General features: G+C 58.3%; 17 protein-coding genes. 10 read left to right on the top strand and 7 right to left on the bottom strand.

All coding sequences use genetic code 11. From position 1 onward, the window contains the following. Positions 1 to 82: 82 nt before the first annotated feature. Both ACW9HW_RS04575 and ACW9HW_RS04580 read right to left on the bottom strand, forming a co-directional pair. Positions 83 to 1,120, bottom strand: coding sequence for an alpha/beta hydrolase family protein (locus ACW9HW_RS04575; RefSeq protein ID WP_457398668.1), 1,038 nt, complete (start codon positions 1,118 to 1,120; stop codon positions 83 to 85). 176 nt (positions 1,121 to 1,296) lie between these two features. Then, complete coding sequence (locus tag ACW9HW_RS04580; RefSeq protein ID WP_095194183.1) at positions 1,297 to 1,908, bottom strand: FMN-dependent NADH-azoreductase; 612 nt, start codon at positions 1,906 to 1,908, stop codon at positions 1,297 to 1,299. Between the two features lie 541 nt (positions 1,909 to 2,449). On the opposite strand from ACW9HW_RS04580, the gene ACW9HW_RS04585 reads away from it, so the two are divergent. Genes ACW9HW_RS04585 through ACW9HW_RS04610 form a run of 6 tightly spaced genes read left to right on the top strand, consistent with a single transcriptional unit; the run spans position 2,450 to position 7,414 of the window. Next, on the top strand, positions 2,450 to 2,872 hold the full coding sequence (locus ACW9HW_RS04585) for a nuclear transport factor 2 family protein (protein WP_457398671.1): 423 nt from the start codon (positions 2,450 to 2,452) through the stop codon (positions 2,870 to 2,872). Beyond that, positions 2,869 to 3,630 carry an SDR family NAD(P)-dependent oxidoreductase gene (locus ACW9HW_RS04590; RefSeq protein ID WP_457398674.1) on the top strand — a complete coding sequence of 254 codons (762 nt, stop codon included), beginning with the start codon at positions 2,869 to 2,871 and terminating at the stop codon, positions 3,628 to 3,630. The genes ACW9HW_RS04585 and ACW9HW_RS04590 overlap by 4 nt, the downstream gene beginning before the upstream one ends. Beyond that, on the top strand, positions 3,627 to 4,874 hold the full coding sequence (locus tag ACW9HW_RS04595) for an NAD(P)/FAD-dependent oxidoreductase (protein WP_457398677.1): 1,248 nt from the start codon (positions 3,627 to 3,629) through the stop codon (positions 4,872 to 4,874). Before ACW9HW_RS04590 ends, ACW9HW_RS04595 begins: the two co-directional genes overlap by 4 nt. Beyond that, complete coding sequence (locus tag ACW9HW_RS04600; RefSeq protein ID WP_457398678.1) at positions 4,871 to 5,662, top strand: DUF1365 domain-containing protein; 792 nt, start codon at positions 4,871 to 4,873, stop codon at positions 5,660 to 5,662. The genes ACW9HW_RS04595 and ACW9HW_RS04600 overlap by 4 nt, the downstream gene beginning before the upstream one ends. Before the next feature lie 10 nt (positions 5,663 to 5,672). After that, positions 5,673 to 6,914, top strand: coding sequence for a class I SAM-dependent methyltransferase (locus tag ACW9HW_RS04605; protein WP_457398756.1), 1,242 nt, complete (start codon positions 5,673 to 5,675; stop codon positions 6,912 to 6,914). Between the two features lie 2 nt (positions 6,915 to 6,916). Continuing rightward, positions 6,917 to 7,414: a DUF2878 domain-containing protein gene (locus ACW9HW_RS04610; RefSeq protein WP_095194177.1), complete on the top strand. Its 498-nt coding sequence runs from the start codon at positions 6,917 to 6,919 to the stop codon at positions 7,412 to 7,414. A gap of 1 nt (position 7,415) precedes the next feature. Here the strand turns inward: ACW9HW_RS04610 and ACW9HW_RS04615 are convergent, their stop codons facing one another. From ACW9HW_RS04615 to ACW9HW_RS04625, 3 genes are all read right to left on the bottom strand, one after another. Beyond that, entirely contained in the window at positions 7,416 to 7,940 is a 525-nt protein-coding gene (locus tag ACW9HW_RS04615; RefSeq protein WP_095194176.1) for a DUF3833 domain-containing protein, read from the bottom strand. A 19-nt stretch (positions 7,941 to 7,959) separates the two neighbouring features. Beyond that, positions 7,960 to 8,511: a chalcone isomerase family protein gene (locus ACW9HW_RS04620; protein WP_095194175.1), complete on the bottom strand. Its 552-nt coding sequence runs from the start codon at positions 8,509 to 8,511 to the stop codon at positions 7,960 to 7,962. A 329-nt stretch (positions 8,512 to 8,840) separates the two neighbouring features. Further along, a complete protein-coding gene (locus tag ACW9HW_RS04625; protein ID WP_095194174.1) occupies positions 8,841 to 9,791 on the bottom strand; it encodes a LysR substrate-binding domain-containing protein in 951 nt (316 codons plus the stop codon). A 233-nt stretch (positions 9,792 to 10,024) separates the two neighbouring features. On the opposite strand from ACW9HW_RS04625, the gene ACW9HW_RS04630 reads away from it, so the two are divergent. Continuing rightward, entirely contained in the window at positions 10,025 to 10,384 is a 360-nt protein-coding gene (locus tag ACW9HW_RS04630) for an MmcQ/YjbR family DNA-binding protein (protein ID WP_095194173.1), read from the top strand. 151 nt (positions 10,385 to 10,535) lie between these two features. Here ACW9HW_RS04630 and ACW9HW_RS04635 read toward each other — a convergent pair whose 3' ends face one another. Beyond that, positions 10,536 to 10,964: a DUF1294 domain-containing protein gene (locus ACW9HW_RS04635; protein ID WP_095194172.1), complete on the bottom strand. Its 429-nt coding sequence runs from the start codon at positions 10,962 to 10,964 to the stop codon at positions 10,536 to 10,538. Then, complete coding sequence (locus ACW9HW_RS04640; protein ID WP_095194171.1) at positions 10,961 to 11,791, bottom strand: undecaprenyl-diphosphate phosphatase; 831 nt, start codon at positions 11,789 to 11,791, stop codon at positions 10,961 to 10,963. The genes ACW9HW_RS04635 and ACW9HW_RS04640 overlap by 4 nt, the downstream gene beginning before the upstream one ends. Before the next feature lie 265 nt (positions 11,792 to 12,056). Between ACW9HW_RS04640 and ACW9HW_RS04645 the strand changes: the two genes are divergently transcribed. The 3 genes from ACW9HW_RS04645 to ACW9HW_RS04655 all read left to right on the top strand — a co-directional run bounded on the left by ACW9HW_RS04645 (position 12,057) and on the right by ACW9HW_RS04655 (position 14,948). Then, on the top strand, positions 12,057 to 13,691 hold the full coding sequence (locus ACW9HW_RS04645) for a methyl-accepting chemotaxis protein (protein ID WP_095194354.1): 1,635 nt from the start codon (positions 12,057 to 12,059) through the stop codon (positions 13,689 to 13,691). Between the two features lie 172 nt (positions 13,692 to 13,863). Continuing rightward, on the top strand, positions 13,864 to 14,427 hold the full coding sequence (gene pnuC / locus ACW9HW_RS04650; protein WP_095194170.1) for a nicotinamide riboside transporter PnuC: 564 nt from the start codon (positions 13,864 to 13,866) through the stop codon (positions 14,425 to 14,427). Then, positions 14,424 to 14,948: an AAA family ATPase gene (locus tag ACW9HW_RS04655; protein WP_095194353.1), complete on the top strand. Its 525-nt coding sequence runs from the start codon at positions 14,424 to 14,426 to the stop codon at positions 14,946 to 14,948. Before pnuC ends, ACW9HW_RS04655 begins: the two co-directional genes overlap by 4 nt. Positions 14,949 to 15,192 lie beyond the last annotated feature (244 nt).

Consider the following 15,192-nt stretch of genomic DNA (forward strand, 5'->3'; position numbering starts at 1 on the left):
GGGCCAGTGCATCCGCCAGATTTCCTGCGCCTCAAATGCCGCCTTCGCGAGCAGGCTCGCTCCCACAGGGGTATGTGGGCATCTATTGATCCGCGGTCTGCATCCCCGCCCGGGTCGCCTTGCCCAGGGTATGGGAGAAGAAGCGCCCGGCTTCGGAAATCAGATTGCGATGAATATCTTCACGGTCGACGCCATCGGCATCGGTGCACAGTGCCGGCATGATCACGATCTGTTCGTCGTTGCACGGCGCCATGAACACGAAGTGCCCTGCCCCGGCCAGTAATTTGAAGTCTGGCGCGACTGGCAGTTTGCGCGCCAGTGCGGCGGCGTTTTTGTCGAAGGGCACCAGTTTGTCGCCGTCACCGCTGTACAGCAGTACCGGCACATGCACGTCGGCCAGGGTATGACGACCGAACTTGAGGCTCAGCGGCGCCATCAGCAACAACGCACGGACGCGCGGGTCAGCCACCGGTTGCAAGTCATCACGGTCGACGATCAGCTCGCCCTGGGTATTACAGGCATCGCGGTCGTCCGGACGTTCCTGACAGTAACGGCGCAGGCGATCCAGGTCCGGTGTCGCGCCAGACAGTATCAACGCTGTCTCTCCACCCGCCGAATAACCGATGACGCCAACCTGATCGGCATTGACGAACGGCGCCAGCATGCGGTCGCCCAGCGTTGCAGTGATGGCTTCGGAAATCTGGATCGGCCGGCCGTAGAGGTTGCTCATGGTGCCGAGCCGACTATGGTCTTTAGAGTTGTCCCCCGGATGAATCACCGCCACCACCACGAACCCCTTGCGTGCCAGCGACGTGGCCAGGTCATGCAGGGCCAGCGGGGTTCCGGTGTTGCCGTGGGACAGCATCAGCAGGGGAAAACGGCCCATGGCGACTTTGGTGTCTTCGCCGGCCTCGACCGTGTACCCCTCAAGCTTGCTGGCGTGCTCTTTTTCGCTGGACGGATAGAACGCGATGGCGCGCATCGGTTGCAGATCAAGGGGATCGAGGAAACTCATCTCGTGGTAGCCGACGCTCCAGTGGGGATGCGGCGCAGGGGCGGCGTGCACTGACTTCAGGCTGCTGAACAGACACATCAGTAATGTTGCACAAAGACGCATCATGGGATGCCCCACCCTGTACCGAACCGGAGACGTTCACCCTCGACTGCATAACCCGGGCCATACCCTTGAAATCATGCAACAGCTAGAAACAAAAAACTCCACACCTGACCCTTGCGTGATCAGAATACAGAGTTTTTTGGGGATTGCCTGCGTCGTTCGACGTCTTTACGCAAGCCTTACGCGGCAGCGAACAGTTGCTCGCTGATTTGCGTGTGGGCGTCGCTCATGGCTTTGATACGCACTTCGTCACCGTATGCCAGGCCGTGGGCGCGGACGAATTCGATATCGGTGATGCCGAGGAAACCGAACATCACTTTCAAGTACTCTTCGTGGGCAACGCCGGTCGCCTGGCCCGCATGCAGACCACCGGAAGTCGAAACGATCACCACTTTCTTGCCACCGCACAGGCCTTCAGGACCGGCTTCGGTATAGCGGAAAGTCTGGCCGGCAACGGCGATGCGGTCGATCCAGGCCTTCAGCTGAGTCGGGATGGTGAAGTTGTACATCGGTGCTGCAATCACCACGGCATCGGCGGCAAGGAATTCGGCCAGGGTCGAGGCGCTCAGCTCGGCTTCGTGCTGTTGTGCGGCGTCGCGCAGTTCAGCGGTCGTACCGGCTGCCACCAGGGTGGTCGAGGAGAAATGGCTGATGGCATCGGCGGCCAGGTCGCGGTAGGTCACCACGGCCGTTGGCTCGGCGGTTTGCCAGGCTTTCACAACTTCGCTGCTCAGCTGACGGGAAGCCGAGTTGTCACCAAGAATGCTCGAATCGATATGCAGCAGTTTCATGTGGGATCTCCAGGTGAGGATCGCCGCCAGGGCGATCTGATGGAGACAATCCTACAGACGAAACCAATAGTTGATTAGGCTGCATAAATGCGAAAGTTTGTCCTGCCGATAGAACAATCGAGGTTCACCTGCAATACCGTCAAGGCCCAAGAGGTTAGCTGATCGGTCACCTCTCCCCGCTGACTATTGAGCATCAAATCCCAGCGCAGCCACCCGTGCATCCGACCAAAATCCCTGATTGCCGTCGCGGTATGTTGATCCGGACATTGGCAGAAATAGTTGTACAAAAAAATTGACTTGTACAGTGCGCACCCTATCCTTTAAAAGCTGTACAAGAGTTATCAAATTGTACAAGTAAAGAGAAGGGGGGAGAGCTCCATGGTCGATCGCGCGCACACCGGAAAGACCAGGATCAGCGCCCCTTGCATGCGAACTGATCCATCCCGCCTGGCGAGTGATCCGCGACCCGCCTCTGTTGTCGCCGCGCCCCCCTTACGGTCCTTGAATTTGCCCGAGGCCCGACGGGCAATGGAGACGCAACGTGTCTGACTTCCTGCGATGTTTCGCCCAAGACTTCGGAGCGCTGAACGCCGGTAATCTGCACACGCTCAAGGCGCTGTACAGCCACGATGTGCGCTTCAGTGATCCGCTCCATGAGATCCAAGGCCTGACAGCGTTACACGACTACTTCACAGAGCTGTATGCCAACGTCAGCGAACTTGGCTTCACGTTTCACGGCCATGACCAGATGCAGGAAGGTGCCGGCTATTTGCGCTGGACCCTGCATTACCGTCATCCCCGTTTACGCCGTGGCCAACTTATAGAGGTTGTTGGCTGTTCTTATCTGCTATGGCACGAGAAGGTGTATCAGCATCGCGACTATTTCGATGCAGGCGCCCTGCTCTACGAGCATCTGCCGTTAATGGGGACCGCCATTGGCTGGCTGAAAGGGAGGTTGGCATGAAACGCATCTGGCTCACTGGAGCCAGCAGCGGCATTGGCGCCGCCCTGGCGGATATTTTACTGACCCAAGGTCATTTCCTGGCCGTCAGTGCCCGCCATGTAAAGGCCTTGGAAAGCTTGCACAGGAACTACCCGCAACAAGTACTGCTTCTGCCAGGTGACCTGACTGAGCCTGACGTGGTTCAGGCCATGGGGCAGCGAATCGGGCAAGTCTGGGGTCATCTGGATCAGGTCATCCTCAACGCGGGCACCTGCGAGTATTTGGATGCAGGCGTCTTTGAAGCCAACATGATTGAACGCGTGATGCGGGCCAATTTGTTTTCCGCTGCTTACTGCGTGGAAGCTGCTCTACCGCTGTTGCGCAAGGCTCAGCGGCCTCATCTAGTGGCAGTGTGCAGTTCGGTGACCTACCTGCCGTTACCGCGCGCCGAAGCTTATGGCGCCTCCAAGGCGGCAATGCGTTACCTGTTTCAATCGTTACGCATCGACCTGGTACACGAGGGTATCGACGTCACGCTCGTCAGCCCGGGCTTCGTCGATACGCCACTCACACAACAGAACGATTTCCCGATGCCGATGCGTTGGCCGGTCGGTAAAGCCGCCGCCTACATCACCACCCGGTTGGAAAAACGGCCATTGGAAATCGCCTTTCCCGGTTCATTCATTGCTGCTCTTCGCGCATTGGCCATATTGCCTCAGCGCCTGCAACTGGCATTGGGCAAATGCATGGTGCGTCCGGTTAAAGAAGAATCTTCATGAGAACAGCCATCATCGGCAGCGGTATTTCCGGCCTGACCTGCGCCTACCTGCTCCACCGCCAGCAAGACGTCACTGTATTCGAGGCCAGTGACTGGATCGGTGGTCATAGCCATACGGTTGACGTCGAAATAGAGGGCGAACGCTATGCCATCGATACTGGCTTTATCGTCTTCAACGACTGGACCTATCCCAACTTCATCCGTCTGCTGGATCAACTCGGCGTAGCCTCGCAACCCACCGAGATGAGCTTTTCGGTTCAGGATCCGCGTACCGGCATTGAATACAATGGCAGCAACCTCAACCAGGTGTTCGCCCAGCGGCGCAATCTGCTTTCACCTGGATTCTGGGGCATGTTGCGTGAAATTTTGCGCTTCAACAGCCAAGCCCTGCGTGACCTGGACGAACAGCGCATAACTGCCGAGACCACGCTGGGTGCCTATCTACGGGAAAACCGCTACGGCCAACGTTTTATCGAACACTACATAGTCCCTATGGGGTCGGCTATCTGGTCGATGTCAGTAGGCGAGATGCAGCGCTTTCCGCTCCAGTTTTTCGTACGTTTCTGCAAAAATCACGGGCTCCTGTCCGTCACCAATCGGCCACAATGGCGTGTGGTCAGCGGCGGTTCGCGCAGCTACGTATCCGCCTTGAGTGCCGGCTTTGTCGAACGTATCCGCCTCAACTGCCCGGTGTATCGGGTGGAGCGTGACTTAGGTGGGGTCACCCTGCACTGTGCGACAGGAAGCAAGCGCTTTGACAACGTAGTGTTCGCCTGCCACAGCGACCAGGCATTACGCCTGTTGGTCGCTCCCAGCCAAGCCGAACGGGAGATACTCGGCGCACTGCACTACGCCGAAAACGATGTGGTGCTGCACAGCGATACCCGTCTGTTGCCGAACCGTCGCCGAGCATGGGCGAGCTGGAATTACCGCCTCGGTGACTCAGCCCAGCATCTGGCCGCGGTCACCTACAACATGAATATCCTGCAAGGGCTGCAGAGCAACACCACCTTCTGCGTCAGCCTGAACCAGACCGCGGCCATTGACCCGAGCAAAATCCTCGACCGTTTCCGCTACGCCCACCCGCAATACAGCCAGGCAGGAATGGTTGCTCAGGCACGATGGCAAGAATTACAAGGCGCCCAGAACAGCTATTACTGCGGCGCCTACTGGGCCAACGGTTTCCACGAGGACGGCGTGGTCAGTGCCTTGCGAGTGGCAGCCGCGTTCGGAGAACGACTGTGAACAGCGCCCTGTACCGCGGCTGGGTCAACCACCGCCGGCTGCTGCCGCGCGCCCATGGGTTTCGCTACCGCATGGGTATGCTCTACCTGGATCTGGCGGAACAACAACAGGTGCTGGCCTTGTCCTGGCTGGCCGGACATTCGCGCTGGGCTGCCTTTGCCTTCCGCGAAACTGACTACCTGCCGCAGTCAACGCGTCAAGGCATGTCCCTGATCGATGCCGTGCGCCAGCGTGTGGAACAGGCCCTCGGGCACGCGCCGCAGGGAAGAATCTGTCTGCTCACCCAGCCGCGCAGCTGGGGGCTGTCTTTCAATCCGATCAGCTTGTTTTATTGCTTTGAATCGGACGGCAGTCTGGCCGCCATTCTCTGCGAAGTCAGTAATACCCCTTGGCGAGAGCGTTACCACTATGTGCTGCCGACCAACGCCACCGGTGACTCACGCCACAGGGTCGCCAAGAGCTTTCACGTCTCGCCCTTCCTGCCTCGAGACCTGGAGTACCGCATGCGGTTTTCAGCTCCCGGCCAGGCGCTGCACGTGACCATGCAGGATTGGCAAGGTGAGCAAAAAGTATTTGAGGCGGGCCTGGGTCTGGAGCGTGTCGAACTGACGCGCCAAAGCCTGCATCGCCACCTTCTGGACTTTCCCTGGATGACCGGCAAGACCCTGCTCGGCATTTACTCGCAAGCCCTGCGTCTGCTGCTCAAGCGTCTGCCACTGTTTTCCCATAAAGCTGCCGTCGGTGAATATCGCACCGCGAATCTGGAGTCTCGCCATGACGAATCCTAGCTTGACCCCAATGACCTTTGGCTCTGCTGCCAACGGGATGGGCGCGCGCGTATTGAAGAAAGGCGTCTTGCGTCAGCTGGCGCACCTGCGCAACGGTCATTTGGTAATCATCGTCGACGGTGAGCCACTGAGTTTTGGCCAGCCTGGTGCGACGCCACATGGCGAAATCGAAGTGCACAATGCGGCGCTTTGGCCAATGGTGGCGGTCAATGGCTCAATTGGCGCCGGCGAGGCTTACATCCACGGATACTGGAGCAGTCCCGATCTGACCGCCGTGATCCGCGTGTTCGTTGCCAACCTCGAAGTGCTGGATGGAATGGAGCGCGGCCTGGCTCGTATAAGCCGTCCTTTGGTAAAAGCGCTGCATTGGCTCAACCGCAACACCCGCCAAGGCTCGCAACGCAACATTTGTGCGCATTACGATCTGGGCAACGCGCTGTTCGAACAACTGCTGGACCCCAGCATGATGTACTCCGCCGCCATGTTCCGCTCAAACAACGATAGCCTCCAACAAGCTCAAATGTACAAGCTGGAGCGCATCTGCCAAAAGCTCGATCTCAAACCCAGTGACCACCTGCTGGAGATCGGCACCGGTTGGGGCAGCATGGCCATTTATGCGGCCACCCGATACGGCTGCAAGGTCACGACCACCACGCTGTCGCGTGAGCAGTTCGCCTACACCCAGCGCCGGATCGAAGAGCAGTGCCTGCAAGGCCGGGTTACCCTGCTGTTGCAGGACTATCGTGACCTGGCGGGCAAATACGACAAGCTGGTGTCGATCGAGATGATCGAGGCCGTCGGCCACCGCTTTCTGCCCACTTACTTCAAACAGTGTGCCCACCTGCTCAAGGAACACGGGCTTATGCTATTGCAAGCCATCACCATTCGAGACCAGCGCTACGAGCAGACGAAAAAAACAGTCGACTTCATCCAGCGCTATATCTTCCCGGGCGGTGCCTTGCCTTCGGTGAGCTCCATGCTGCACACCATCAGTCGCGACACCGACCTGAACCTTCATCACATGGAGGACTTCGGCCTTCATTACGCCCGTACCCTTCGCCTGTGGCATGACAATCTGCGACGCAGCCGGCACAACCTGGAAGCGTTGGGTTACGACCAGACGTTTTACCGCCTGTGGGAGTTTTACCTGTGCTACTGCGAGGGCGGCTTTCTGGAACGAAGCATCGGCACCGCGCACCTTTTACTCGCCAAACCCGGAGCACGGCCGCAGCCCTTCGGTCTGGAGGCGTGAACGTGCGAGGCCGGTCGTTGCTCAACGCAGGGCTTTTCCAGCTCGGCTGGTTCGCCTGCGTTTTGGGTGCGCAACGGCCGTGGCTATTGCTGATTGCAATAACTTGTCTGGCGATACACCTGCTTTGGATTTCAAAGACCCCCAATGAGTGGCGCTTGCTGTTATGGGTGGCCGCCTGCGGTTGGATTCTGGACAGCGCTCTACTGCACCTCGGGGTATTTCAGTTTCCCGGTGCCACGCTTGTTTTACCCCTTTGGCTGGCAATACTTTGGCTTCTCTTCGCCAGTACTTTGCGTCACAGCCTGAGCTGGACAAAGCGCCCCTGGTGGATGGGCAGCCTACTGGGGGCGTTTGGCGGGCCTCTCTCTTACTGGGGCGGCGCCAGGTTAGCGGACGTGGGCCTGCCGCTGGGTGTTTGGCCCAGTGTCCTGATACTCGCATTGATATGGGCTCTATTGATGCCGGCATTGCACCGGATAGCCCTGGAGTCTGCGCGTTGACTCAAGACTGCTTGCGCAAGAATAAGGTGATCTGGCCAACTTCCACTTCGAATTTGGTCATGAACGAGCGATTGATTATGGTGTTCTTGTCCATCAAGTACATCCAGTCGTCTAAATGAACCTCATACTCCTTGCCATCCACCGGCAACCTCAGCACATAGCGCCAGCGCAATGTATTCCCTGCAACCTCGCCATGCGCTTCGCCCACCACGTCGCCAGCGGTTCCACGCCATTGGCCAGGTCCGGCCGGGGTCAGCGTCCACACCCGTTTTTGCTGAGTACCGTCGCTGTATGTAAATGACTCGTCGAGGATCAACTGGTTACCGGCGGAATGGCCATTGATCTCTACGTGGAAGCGTTTGGTGACCTCACCTGAGCGCTTTTGAAACATGCCCCAGGCTTCGACCCGCCCCTCGAAGAATTCGCGCAAATCAAGCTTGGGCATTTCCTGGCTGTAGGTCTGCACATCCACCCGGCTGCAACTTGCAAGGCTGATGCACAACGCCAAGATCCATATCCTCAACATGTGCATTTCCTCTACGGTTTCAGGGTTTTGCGGCGCCCAGCAATTGGGCGCGCAACTGCGGGTTGCGGGTTCGGGGATCAAGCCAGATGGCAAAAAAAGCTTTGGCGAACGCGTCATCCCGCACCACATGCCGTAGATTCTCGCCGACGTAAAAACGTGCGCCCTCAGCAGGCAAATAGACGCCTGTGATGCGATCACCGGCGCGCACATCGACAAACGCCTGCCGCATCTCCTGCTCCCAACGGGCCATCAACTCCGAATTCGGAGGCGTGGGCGACAGGCGTCTGATCTCCTTGATGCTGGCCTCGACCAGATCCTCGCGACTGATATCGCGGCGGTAGGTCAGCTCCAGCGCAAAAGGCCTATTCACACCGGTCGGATCGCCGGCAATCAGGCGTGGGCTCCAGAATTGCGCGTTGTAGATGGAGAAACCGAATACGCGCAGCTCCCCGCTACCCACCCGACGAGCATCGGGTAAAGCCTCGCGCCAATCAGCAAACAGGTCTGCGCTCAGGAGCATCGGAACGAGACAGATAAGGTGGCGGAATAAGCGGTCCTTCTGCGGGGTCATGCAAAGGCCTCGATAAGACTCAAGAGACGCCCTTAAAAGCTATACCAAATTATTATTTTGTACAGCTTTTATCTCGAGACTGGCCCCGCTGAAAAACGCGCACACCAGAACCTCAGAACTGAAGGGACCATTGCCCCCTCATCCTCTCACTATTTTTTTGAGGAGCTGCATCCCGTTCGTTCTCAAGCGGGTAGTACAGATGAGTAGCCATCGCTGCTCAGCCTTTCACTCGCCGTCACCTGTGTCCTGATCAAGGTACGGTTCAGGGCGCTGCGGATGTCTTCGCAGGGCTCTCCTGGCGGCTTTGGCAAAGTCATCCACATTTGCACCTACCGCATGGCCGGATGCGCCTTCCCGGCTTTCTCGCAAGCGACCCTGTCCGCTTCGGCGTTGGCGCCAAAATCCACAGCCAACTTATCGATCAGACCGCGGACCGAAGGCAACAACCCCCTGCGAGACGGGAAGACTGCATGGATAAGTCCACTACGAAGTACGAACTCAGGCAGTACTTCCACCAAGAGCCCATCATGTATGGCATGGCGAACCATGATCTCAGGCATTTGCACGACCCCTACCCCCTGTATGGCGGCGCGGTGCAGTGCATCAAGGTCCGAAGTAACAAATCTTGGCGCGTGGACGGCCTCGATCAGTTGATCTTTTGCGCCTAAAAAAGTCCACCTGTGCTCACGGTTGGGTGGGCCAAGATCCATGCTCGGCAAACGTGCCAAATCCTTGGGTGTTTGCAGTGTCAGCCCTTCAATCAACGATGGCCGCGCGACCAGCTTCTGATGGCTGTCACCCAACACTCTCATCACCAGGTTGTCGTCCTCCAGTGGCGGAAAACGCACTCTCAGCGCGATGTCATACCCCTCACCCAGCACATCAACGCGACGATTTGTACTATCGATATGCACCTGAACTTTAGGGTGCAGTACCATGAATTCCGCGATGATGTCACTGACCCCCATGGCACCCAAAGCCGGTGGGCAACTGATACGCACGATTCCCTGAGGTTCGGAGCGCGAATGCTCGACCACTTGTTCGGCTGCATCGGCTTCAACAAGCATCGCCACGCAATGGCGATAGTAATCCTGACCGATTTCTGTGACCGTGAACTTGCGGGTTGATCGCTGGATCAGGCGGACACCGAGCCGCTCTTCAAGCGAGGCAATGCGCCTGCTCAGTTTCGATTTCGGTATGTCGAGTTTTTTACTCGCACTTGTGAAACCGTTGTGGTCGACGACCTGAACAAAAAAGTACAAATCATTGAAATCGTACACGGAGCAATTTACTCGCAGTCTGAATACAGGGCGGAGTATCGCAGGTGATAGAACGTGTTTCACATACCCCGCCGGGAGAAACCGCTCTAAGGGAGTGCGGAGGCTGCAGTAGGCCCTCTACCGGACTTGACGCACGATAGCGTGAGCATGATCGCTGGTGACTCTCCGCCCGCAATACATGCCCGGCTCAACCCTTTGATCGATACATTCAATGCCCATGGAGACTGTTTGTCATGAAGGCTGCACGCATGAGTGATGCGCAGGTCGCGGCCTTTTGCCTGGCCTTGCCCGGTGCTCGAGAGGATTACAAATGGGGTGGCGTGCGGGTGTTTTCCGTGGCCGGCAACAAGATGTTCGCCTTGCAGAACCTGCGTGGCGAATCCCTGGCGTTCAAGGTTGACAAGGATCTGTTTCTGGGTCACTGCGACCGTCCCGGCATTCATCCGGCGCCTTATCTGGCGCGGGCCCAGTGGATCATCATGGCGACACCCTACCCGCTTGGCGCCGAAGAGTTGCAGGGCTTGTTGCGACGATCCCATCAACTGGTGGTCGGCAAGTTGCCCAAGCGCACGCAGGTGGGGTTGTTGCTCTAAACCCCGGTCGTTAATAAGACGAATATTTTGTGGCGAGGGAGCTTGCTCCCGTTGGGCCGCGAAGCGGCCCCCTCTTACCCCAAAAAGAAGGGGACTGCTGCGCAGTCCAACGGGAGCAAGCTCCCTCGCCACAGGGGTTGCTCACTGTCTTTCAGAACAAGGCGAACAGATGGGCGCCGAGAAACAGCATGTCGATCCAGAACACCTGATGCAGCAGCACGATGAGCCAGAACACCAGTTGAAAGGAAAACTTGCGCGTCTTGTGCCGAAACATTTGCTGCGCCAGTAAGGCGCCCGGCCAGCCACCGGCGAACTCCAGCGCATGCAGGACGTTCTCCGGGGTACGCCAGTGATCGGCGCGCGCCTTGCGCTTGTCACTCCAGTAGAGCAAGAACGCCAGCACGCTGACGATGCCGTAGGCCGCCAGGGGGATCAGCGAAACCCCTCGCAGCCACATCGACATCGAACCGAACAGCGGCAGCGCGCACAGGATCGCGAACACCAGCAACTTCAACCGAAGATTACGGATCTCGCCTCCCGATGGGCGTGCGGAGTGTTTGCGCGCGCCCGAGTCACTCATGGCTTGGCCGCGGTCCAGTCGACCCAACCGAACTGCCAGGTGGCCAGGATGACCAGCCCGAATGCGATCCGATACCAGGCAAATGCCGCATAGCTGTGGCTGGCAATGAACTTGAGCAAGCCCCTGACGGCGATCATCGCGAAGATGAACGCGGTGACGAAGCCGATGGCGAATACCGGGAAATCGGCCGGTACGAACAGCTTGTGGTACTTGTAGCCCGAGTACACGGCGGCACCCACCATGGTCGGCATCGCCAGGAAGAACGAAAACTCGGTGGCGGTCTTGCGCGACAGGCCGAACAACAAACCACCGATGATTGTGCAGCCGGAGCGCGAGGTCCCCGGAATCATCGCCAGGCACTGGGCGAAGCCGACTTTCAGGGCATCTTTCCAGGTGATGTCATCCACTGTTTCGGCATGCACCTCATGCTGACGATTTTCCGCCCACAACATGACGATACCGCCCACCACCAACGCGGCGGCCACCGTGATCGGGTTGAACAGATAGTGATGGATCAAGTCGGCGAAGATCACCCCCAGAACCACGGCGGGAAAGAAGGCAATCAGCAGGTTCGCGGTAAAGCGTCGTGCGCTGGGTTGCGTCGGCAAACCAATGACCACATCGAAAATCTTGCGGCGAAATTCCCACACCACCGCCAGGATCGCCCCCAGCTGGATAATGATGTTGAACGCCATGGCGCGCTCGCCACCGAAATTGAGCAAGTCGGCCACAATGATCTGGTGCCCGGTACTGGAAATGGGCAAAAACTCTGTCAGCCCTTCTACAACCCCAAGAATCAATGCCTGAAAGGCAGTCCAAAGATCCATCAATCCCCCAAAGGCTGTGCGTCAACGCATGCCCCGTCAGTATTTTTCAAAGCGTTCAGCGTAGTTGAAAACCCGCGTGCACAAGATACCCGCAGGCCGGGGAAAATTCCGTGAAAAATCAATTTGCATTCAGGTTTTTCCGCGCGGGGCCGAAATCCTGTGAGAGAAGCCCGATTGGCGTTGCCGCGTACTCGGGCCGGACAGGATGCTGGCGATCTCTTCTTACAAGAACAACCACAAAAACAAGAATCTGGAGCACCGCGTTATGAACAGCTTGCGCAATATGTCGATCAGTCGGCGTTTGTGGCTCATCTTGATCGTGGCCGTCGTGATGCTATTGGCATTGGGCGCCTTGATGCTCAAGCAGATTCACGAAGACCTCAATGAGGCCAAGGCGCAGAAAACCCAGCATGTGGTGCAAACCGCCAGTGGCATTCTCACCTACTACCACGGCCTGGAAACCGCCGGCACCCTTACCCGCGAAGCTGCGCAGAAGCAGGCGCTGACCGCCGTTCGCGGACTGCGCTATGACCAGAACGATTATTTCTGGATCAATGACCTGACGCCGGTGATGGTCATGCACCCCGCCAACCCGAAACTCGATGGCCAGAACCTCTCGGCGATCCGCGACCCGGACGGCTTTGCGGTGTTCAACGAAATGGTCGCCGTCGCCAAGGCCAAGGGCGCCGGCATCATCAACTATCGCTGGCCGAAACCGGGTGCCAGCGACCCTGTGGAAAAGACCTCCTACGTCAAACTGTTCGAACCCTGGGGCTGGGTGATCGGCTCGGGCGTGTACATCGATGACATGCAGGCCGAGTTCTACGGCCAGGTCTGGGAAGCATCGGCGATCGGCCTGGCCATCGCACTGATCATGGCGGCGCTGGTGATCGTGATTGCCCGCAGCATCGTCCGCCCGCTTCAGGAAACTGTGAACGCGATGGCCAATATCGCCAGCGGCGAAAGCGACCTGACCCGCAGCCTCGACACCCACGGCCAGGATGAAGTCACGCAACTGGCGCGACACTTCAACGCCTTCACCACCAAACTGCGGCTGGTGATCGGTGAGTTGCAGGTGTCCGCCAGTGCCCTGGGGCAATCGTCCAGCGAGCTGGGCAACGACGCCACCCAGGCCCAACAACGCAGCCAGCAACAATCGCAACAGATGGAACTGGTGGCCACCGCGATCAATGAAGTGACCTATGGCGTGCAGGATGTGGCGAAGAACGCCGAGCATGCCGCCAGCGAAATGCGCGATGCCGAAGCCCAGGCGCAACAAGGCCAGATCAACATCGACGGCAGTCTCAAGCAAATCGATACCCTGTCCTCCACCATCGATCAGGCGGTGGAAGTGATCCGCACACTGGCCAGCGAAAGCAACCAGATCGGCAGCGTCCTGGAAGTGATCCGCTCCATCGCCGAGCAAACCAATTTGCTGGCCCTCAACGCCGCGATCGAAGCGGCCCGCGCTGGCGAGCAAGGTCGCGGGTTCGCGGTGGTGGCCGATGAAGTGCGCCTGCTGGCCCAGCGTACCCAGAAGTCCACAGCAGAAATCCAGTCGATGATCGAACGCCTGCAAAGCCACTCCGAGGCAGCGGTCAAGGTGATCGGCGACAGCAGTCGCGCTTCGCAACTCACGATCGAACAAGCCGGTCTGGCCGGCGCCAGCCTGAATGCCATCGGCCAGGCATTGCGCAACCTCAACGGACTGAACGCATCGATTGCCAGCGCGACCTTGCAGCAGGCGCATGTGGTCGAGGACATCAACCAGAACGTCACGCAAGCAGCCGGGCTTTCCCACAGCACCGCGCTGGCAGCTGAACAGTCCAGCGTGGCGAGCGTGCGGCTCAAGGATTTGAGTGAGCAGTTGAACGGGTTGCTCAGGCAGTTCCGCGTATAAGCCGAAGAATCACCTGCATGACCCCTTGTGGGAGCGAGCCTGCTCGCGAAAGCGGTGGGTCAGTCGGCATAGATGTTGGCTGGGTTGGCCTCTTCGCGAGCAGGCTCGCTCCCACAGGAGGGTGCCTGAGGTTACAATCCGCCCCCTCTCTGACTTCCCTCAAGGAACCTGCATGTCCGGGCTTGAACTGTTTGCCGCCACTCTCGGTGTCATTGCCGTCTGGTTGACGGTCAAGCAGAACCCCTGGTGCTGGCCGATCGGCCTGGTCATGGTGCTTATCTATAGCTGGATCTTTTTCGAAGTGAAGCTGTATTCGGACATGCTGCTGCAAGTGATCTATGCTGGCCTGCAGATCTACGGCTGGTGGCAATGGACCCATGCCGGCGATGCACGGCATGGGCGCGAGGTCAGCTGGCTCGACGGTCGATACGTAGTGTTCGGCCTGGCCCTCGGCGCGATTGGCAGCCTGCTGTTGGGCGCCGCCATGGCCCACTGGACCGACGCCGCCCAACCCTGGCTCGATGCCGCACTCACGGGTTTCAGCCTGGTGGCGCAATTGTGGATGGCGCAAAAACGCGTGCAGTGCTGGCCGCTGTGGATTGTCCTGGATGTGATCTTCGTCGGGTTGTTCGTCTACAAAGCGCTGTACCTGACGGCCGTTTTGTATGGATTGTTCCTGCTGCTGGCTGTGCAGGGCTGGCGCGAATGGCGCGCGGCCCCGGCGTTGCGCACATGAAAGTCCTGGTGCTCACAGGGCCGGAATCCAGCGGTAAAAGCTGGCTTTCGAACGAGATTCACGCCAACTTTGGCGGCATATTGGTCAATGAGTACGTTCGGCACTTCATCGACAGCAAAGCACGCGAAACCCGCTATGATGACATTTCGTCAATAGCACATGGCCAGCTGACTTGGGAGGATGAAGCACGCGCCAAACAGCCGTCACTGCTGATTCTTGATACGCACCTCTTGAGCAATATCCTTTGGAGTCGCACGTTGTTTGGCGATTGCCCGAAGTGGATCGAGCAAGCATTGCTGGCACGGCATTACGATCTGCATCTGCTGCTGAGCCCTGAAAACGTGGCCTGGCATGACGACGGGCAGCGTTGCCAGCCGCAACTGGTAGAACGCCAGGCGTTTTTCCACGCCAGTCGCCAATGGCTCGACCTGCACCGCCAGCCATATCAGGTCCTGCAAGGGGATTGGCAACAGCGCCAGGACGCGGCATTAGAGGCAGTGACACGCTTGCTCAAGACCTGACAGGGGTGCCCGCCCTGGCGAACTGTCCATTCCTGAAACACTCATCCTGCGCAAACCCGCGAGCTAAAGCCTTCCAGGTAATTCGGCAAGAAATGTTAAGCCACTGATACAACCTGCCTGCAGCGCCCGTAGCGAGCTATGGCGCCAGCGGAGACGGCGTTCTAGAGCGGTTCTGTCTCAGTGGCTTTACATTTTTTTTTGACTACTTCGACAATTAAAGCCAACCCGCTGTTTTCAATGGAAA

The organism is Pseudomonas sp. SDO5532_S415 (assembly GCF_054071155.1).

Bases quoted from the DNA above. Each gene is read 5' to 3' on its own strand.
- ACW9HW_RS04575 (WP_457398668.1), bottom strand. From the start codon at position 1,120: ATGATGCGTCTTTGTGCAACATTACTGATGTGTCTGTTCAGCAGCCTG.
- ACW9HW_RS04580 (WP_095194183.1), bottom strand. From the start codon at position 1,908: ATGAAACTGCTGCATATCGATTCGAGCATTCTTGGTGACAACTCGGCT.
- ACW9HW_RS04590 (WP_457398674.1), top strand. From the start codon at position 2,869: ATGAAACGCATCTGGCTCACTGGAGCCAGCAGCGGCATTGGCGCCGCC.
- ACW9HW_RS04595 (WP_457398677.1), top strand. From the start codon at position 3,627: ATGAGAACAGCCATCATCGGCAGCGGTATTTCCGGCCTGACCTGCGCC.
- ACW9HW_RS04605 (WP_457398756.1), top strand. From the start codon at position 5,673: ATGACCTTTGGCTCTGCTGCCAACGGGATGGGCGCGCGCGTATTGAAG.
- ACW9HW_RS04615 (WP_095194176.1), bottom strand. From the start codon at position 7,940: ATGTTGAGGATATGGATCTTGGCGTTGTGCATCAGCCTTGCAAGTTGC.
- ACW9HW_RS04620 (WP_095194175.1), bottom strand. From the start codon at position 8,511: ATGACCCCGCAGAAGGACCGCTTATTCCGCCACCTTATCTGTCTCGTT.
- ACW9HW_RS04630 (WP_095194173.1), top strand. From the start codon at position 10,025: ATGAAGGCTGCACGCATGAGTGATGCGCAGGTCGCGGCCTTTTGCCTG.
- ACW9HW_RS04635 (WP_095194172.1), bottom strand. From the start codon at position 10,964: ATGAGTGACTCGGGCGCGCGCAAACACTCCGCACGCCCATCGGGAGGC.
- ACW9HW_RS04640 (WP_095194171.1), bottom strand. From the start codon at position 11,791: ATGGATCTTTGGACTGCCTTTCAGGCATTGATTCTTGGGGTTGTAGAA.
- ACW9HW_RS04645 (WP_095194354.1), top strand. From the start codon at position 12,057: ATGAACAGCTTGCGCAATATGTCGATCAGTCGGCGTTTGTGGCTCATC.
- pnuC (WP_095194170.1), top strand. From the start codon at position 13,864: ATGTCCGGGCTTGAACTGTTTGCCGCCACTCTCGGTGTCATTGCCGTC.
- ACW9HW_RS04655 (WP_095194353.1), top strand. From the start codon at position 14,424: ATGAAAGTCCTGGTGCTCACAGGGCCGGAATCCAGCGGTAAAAGCTGG.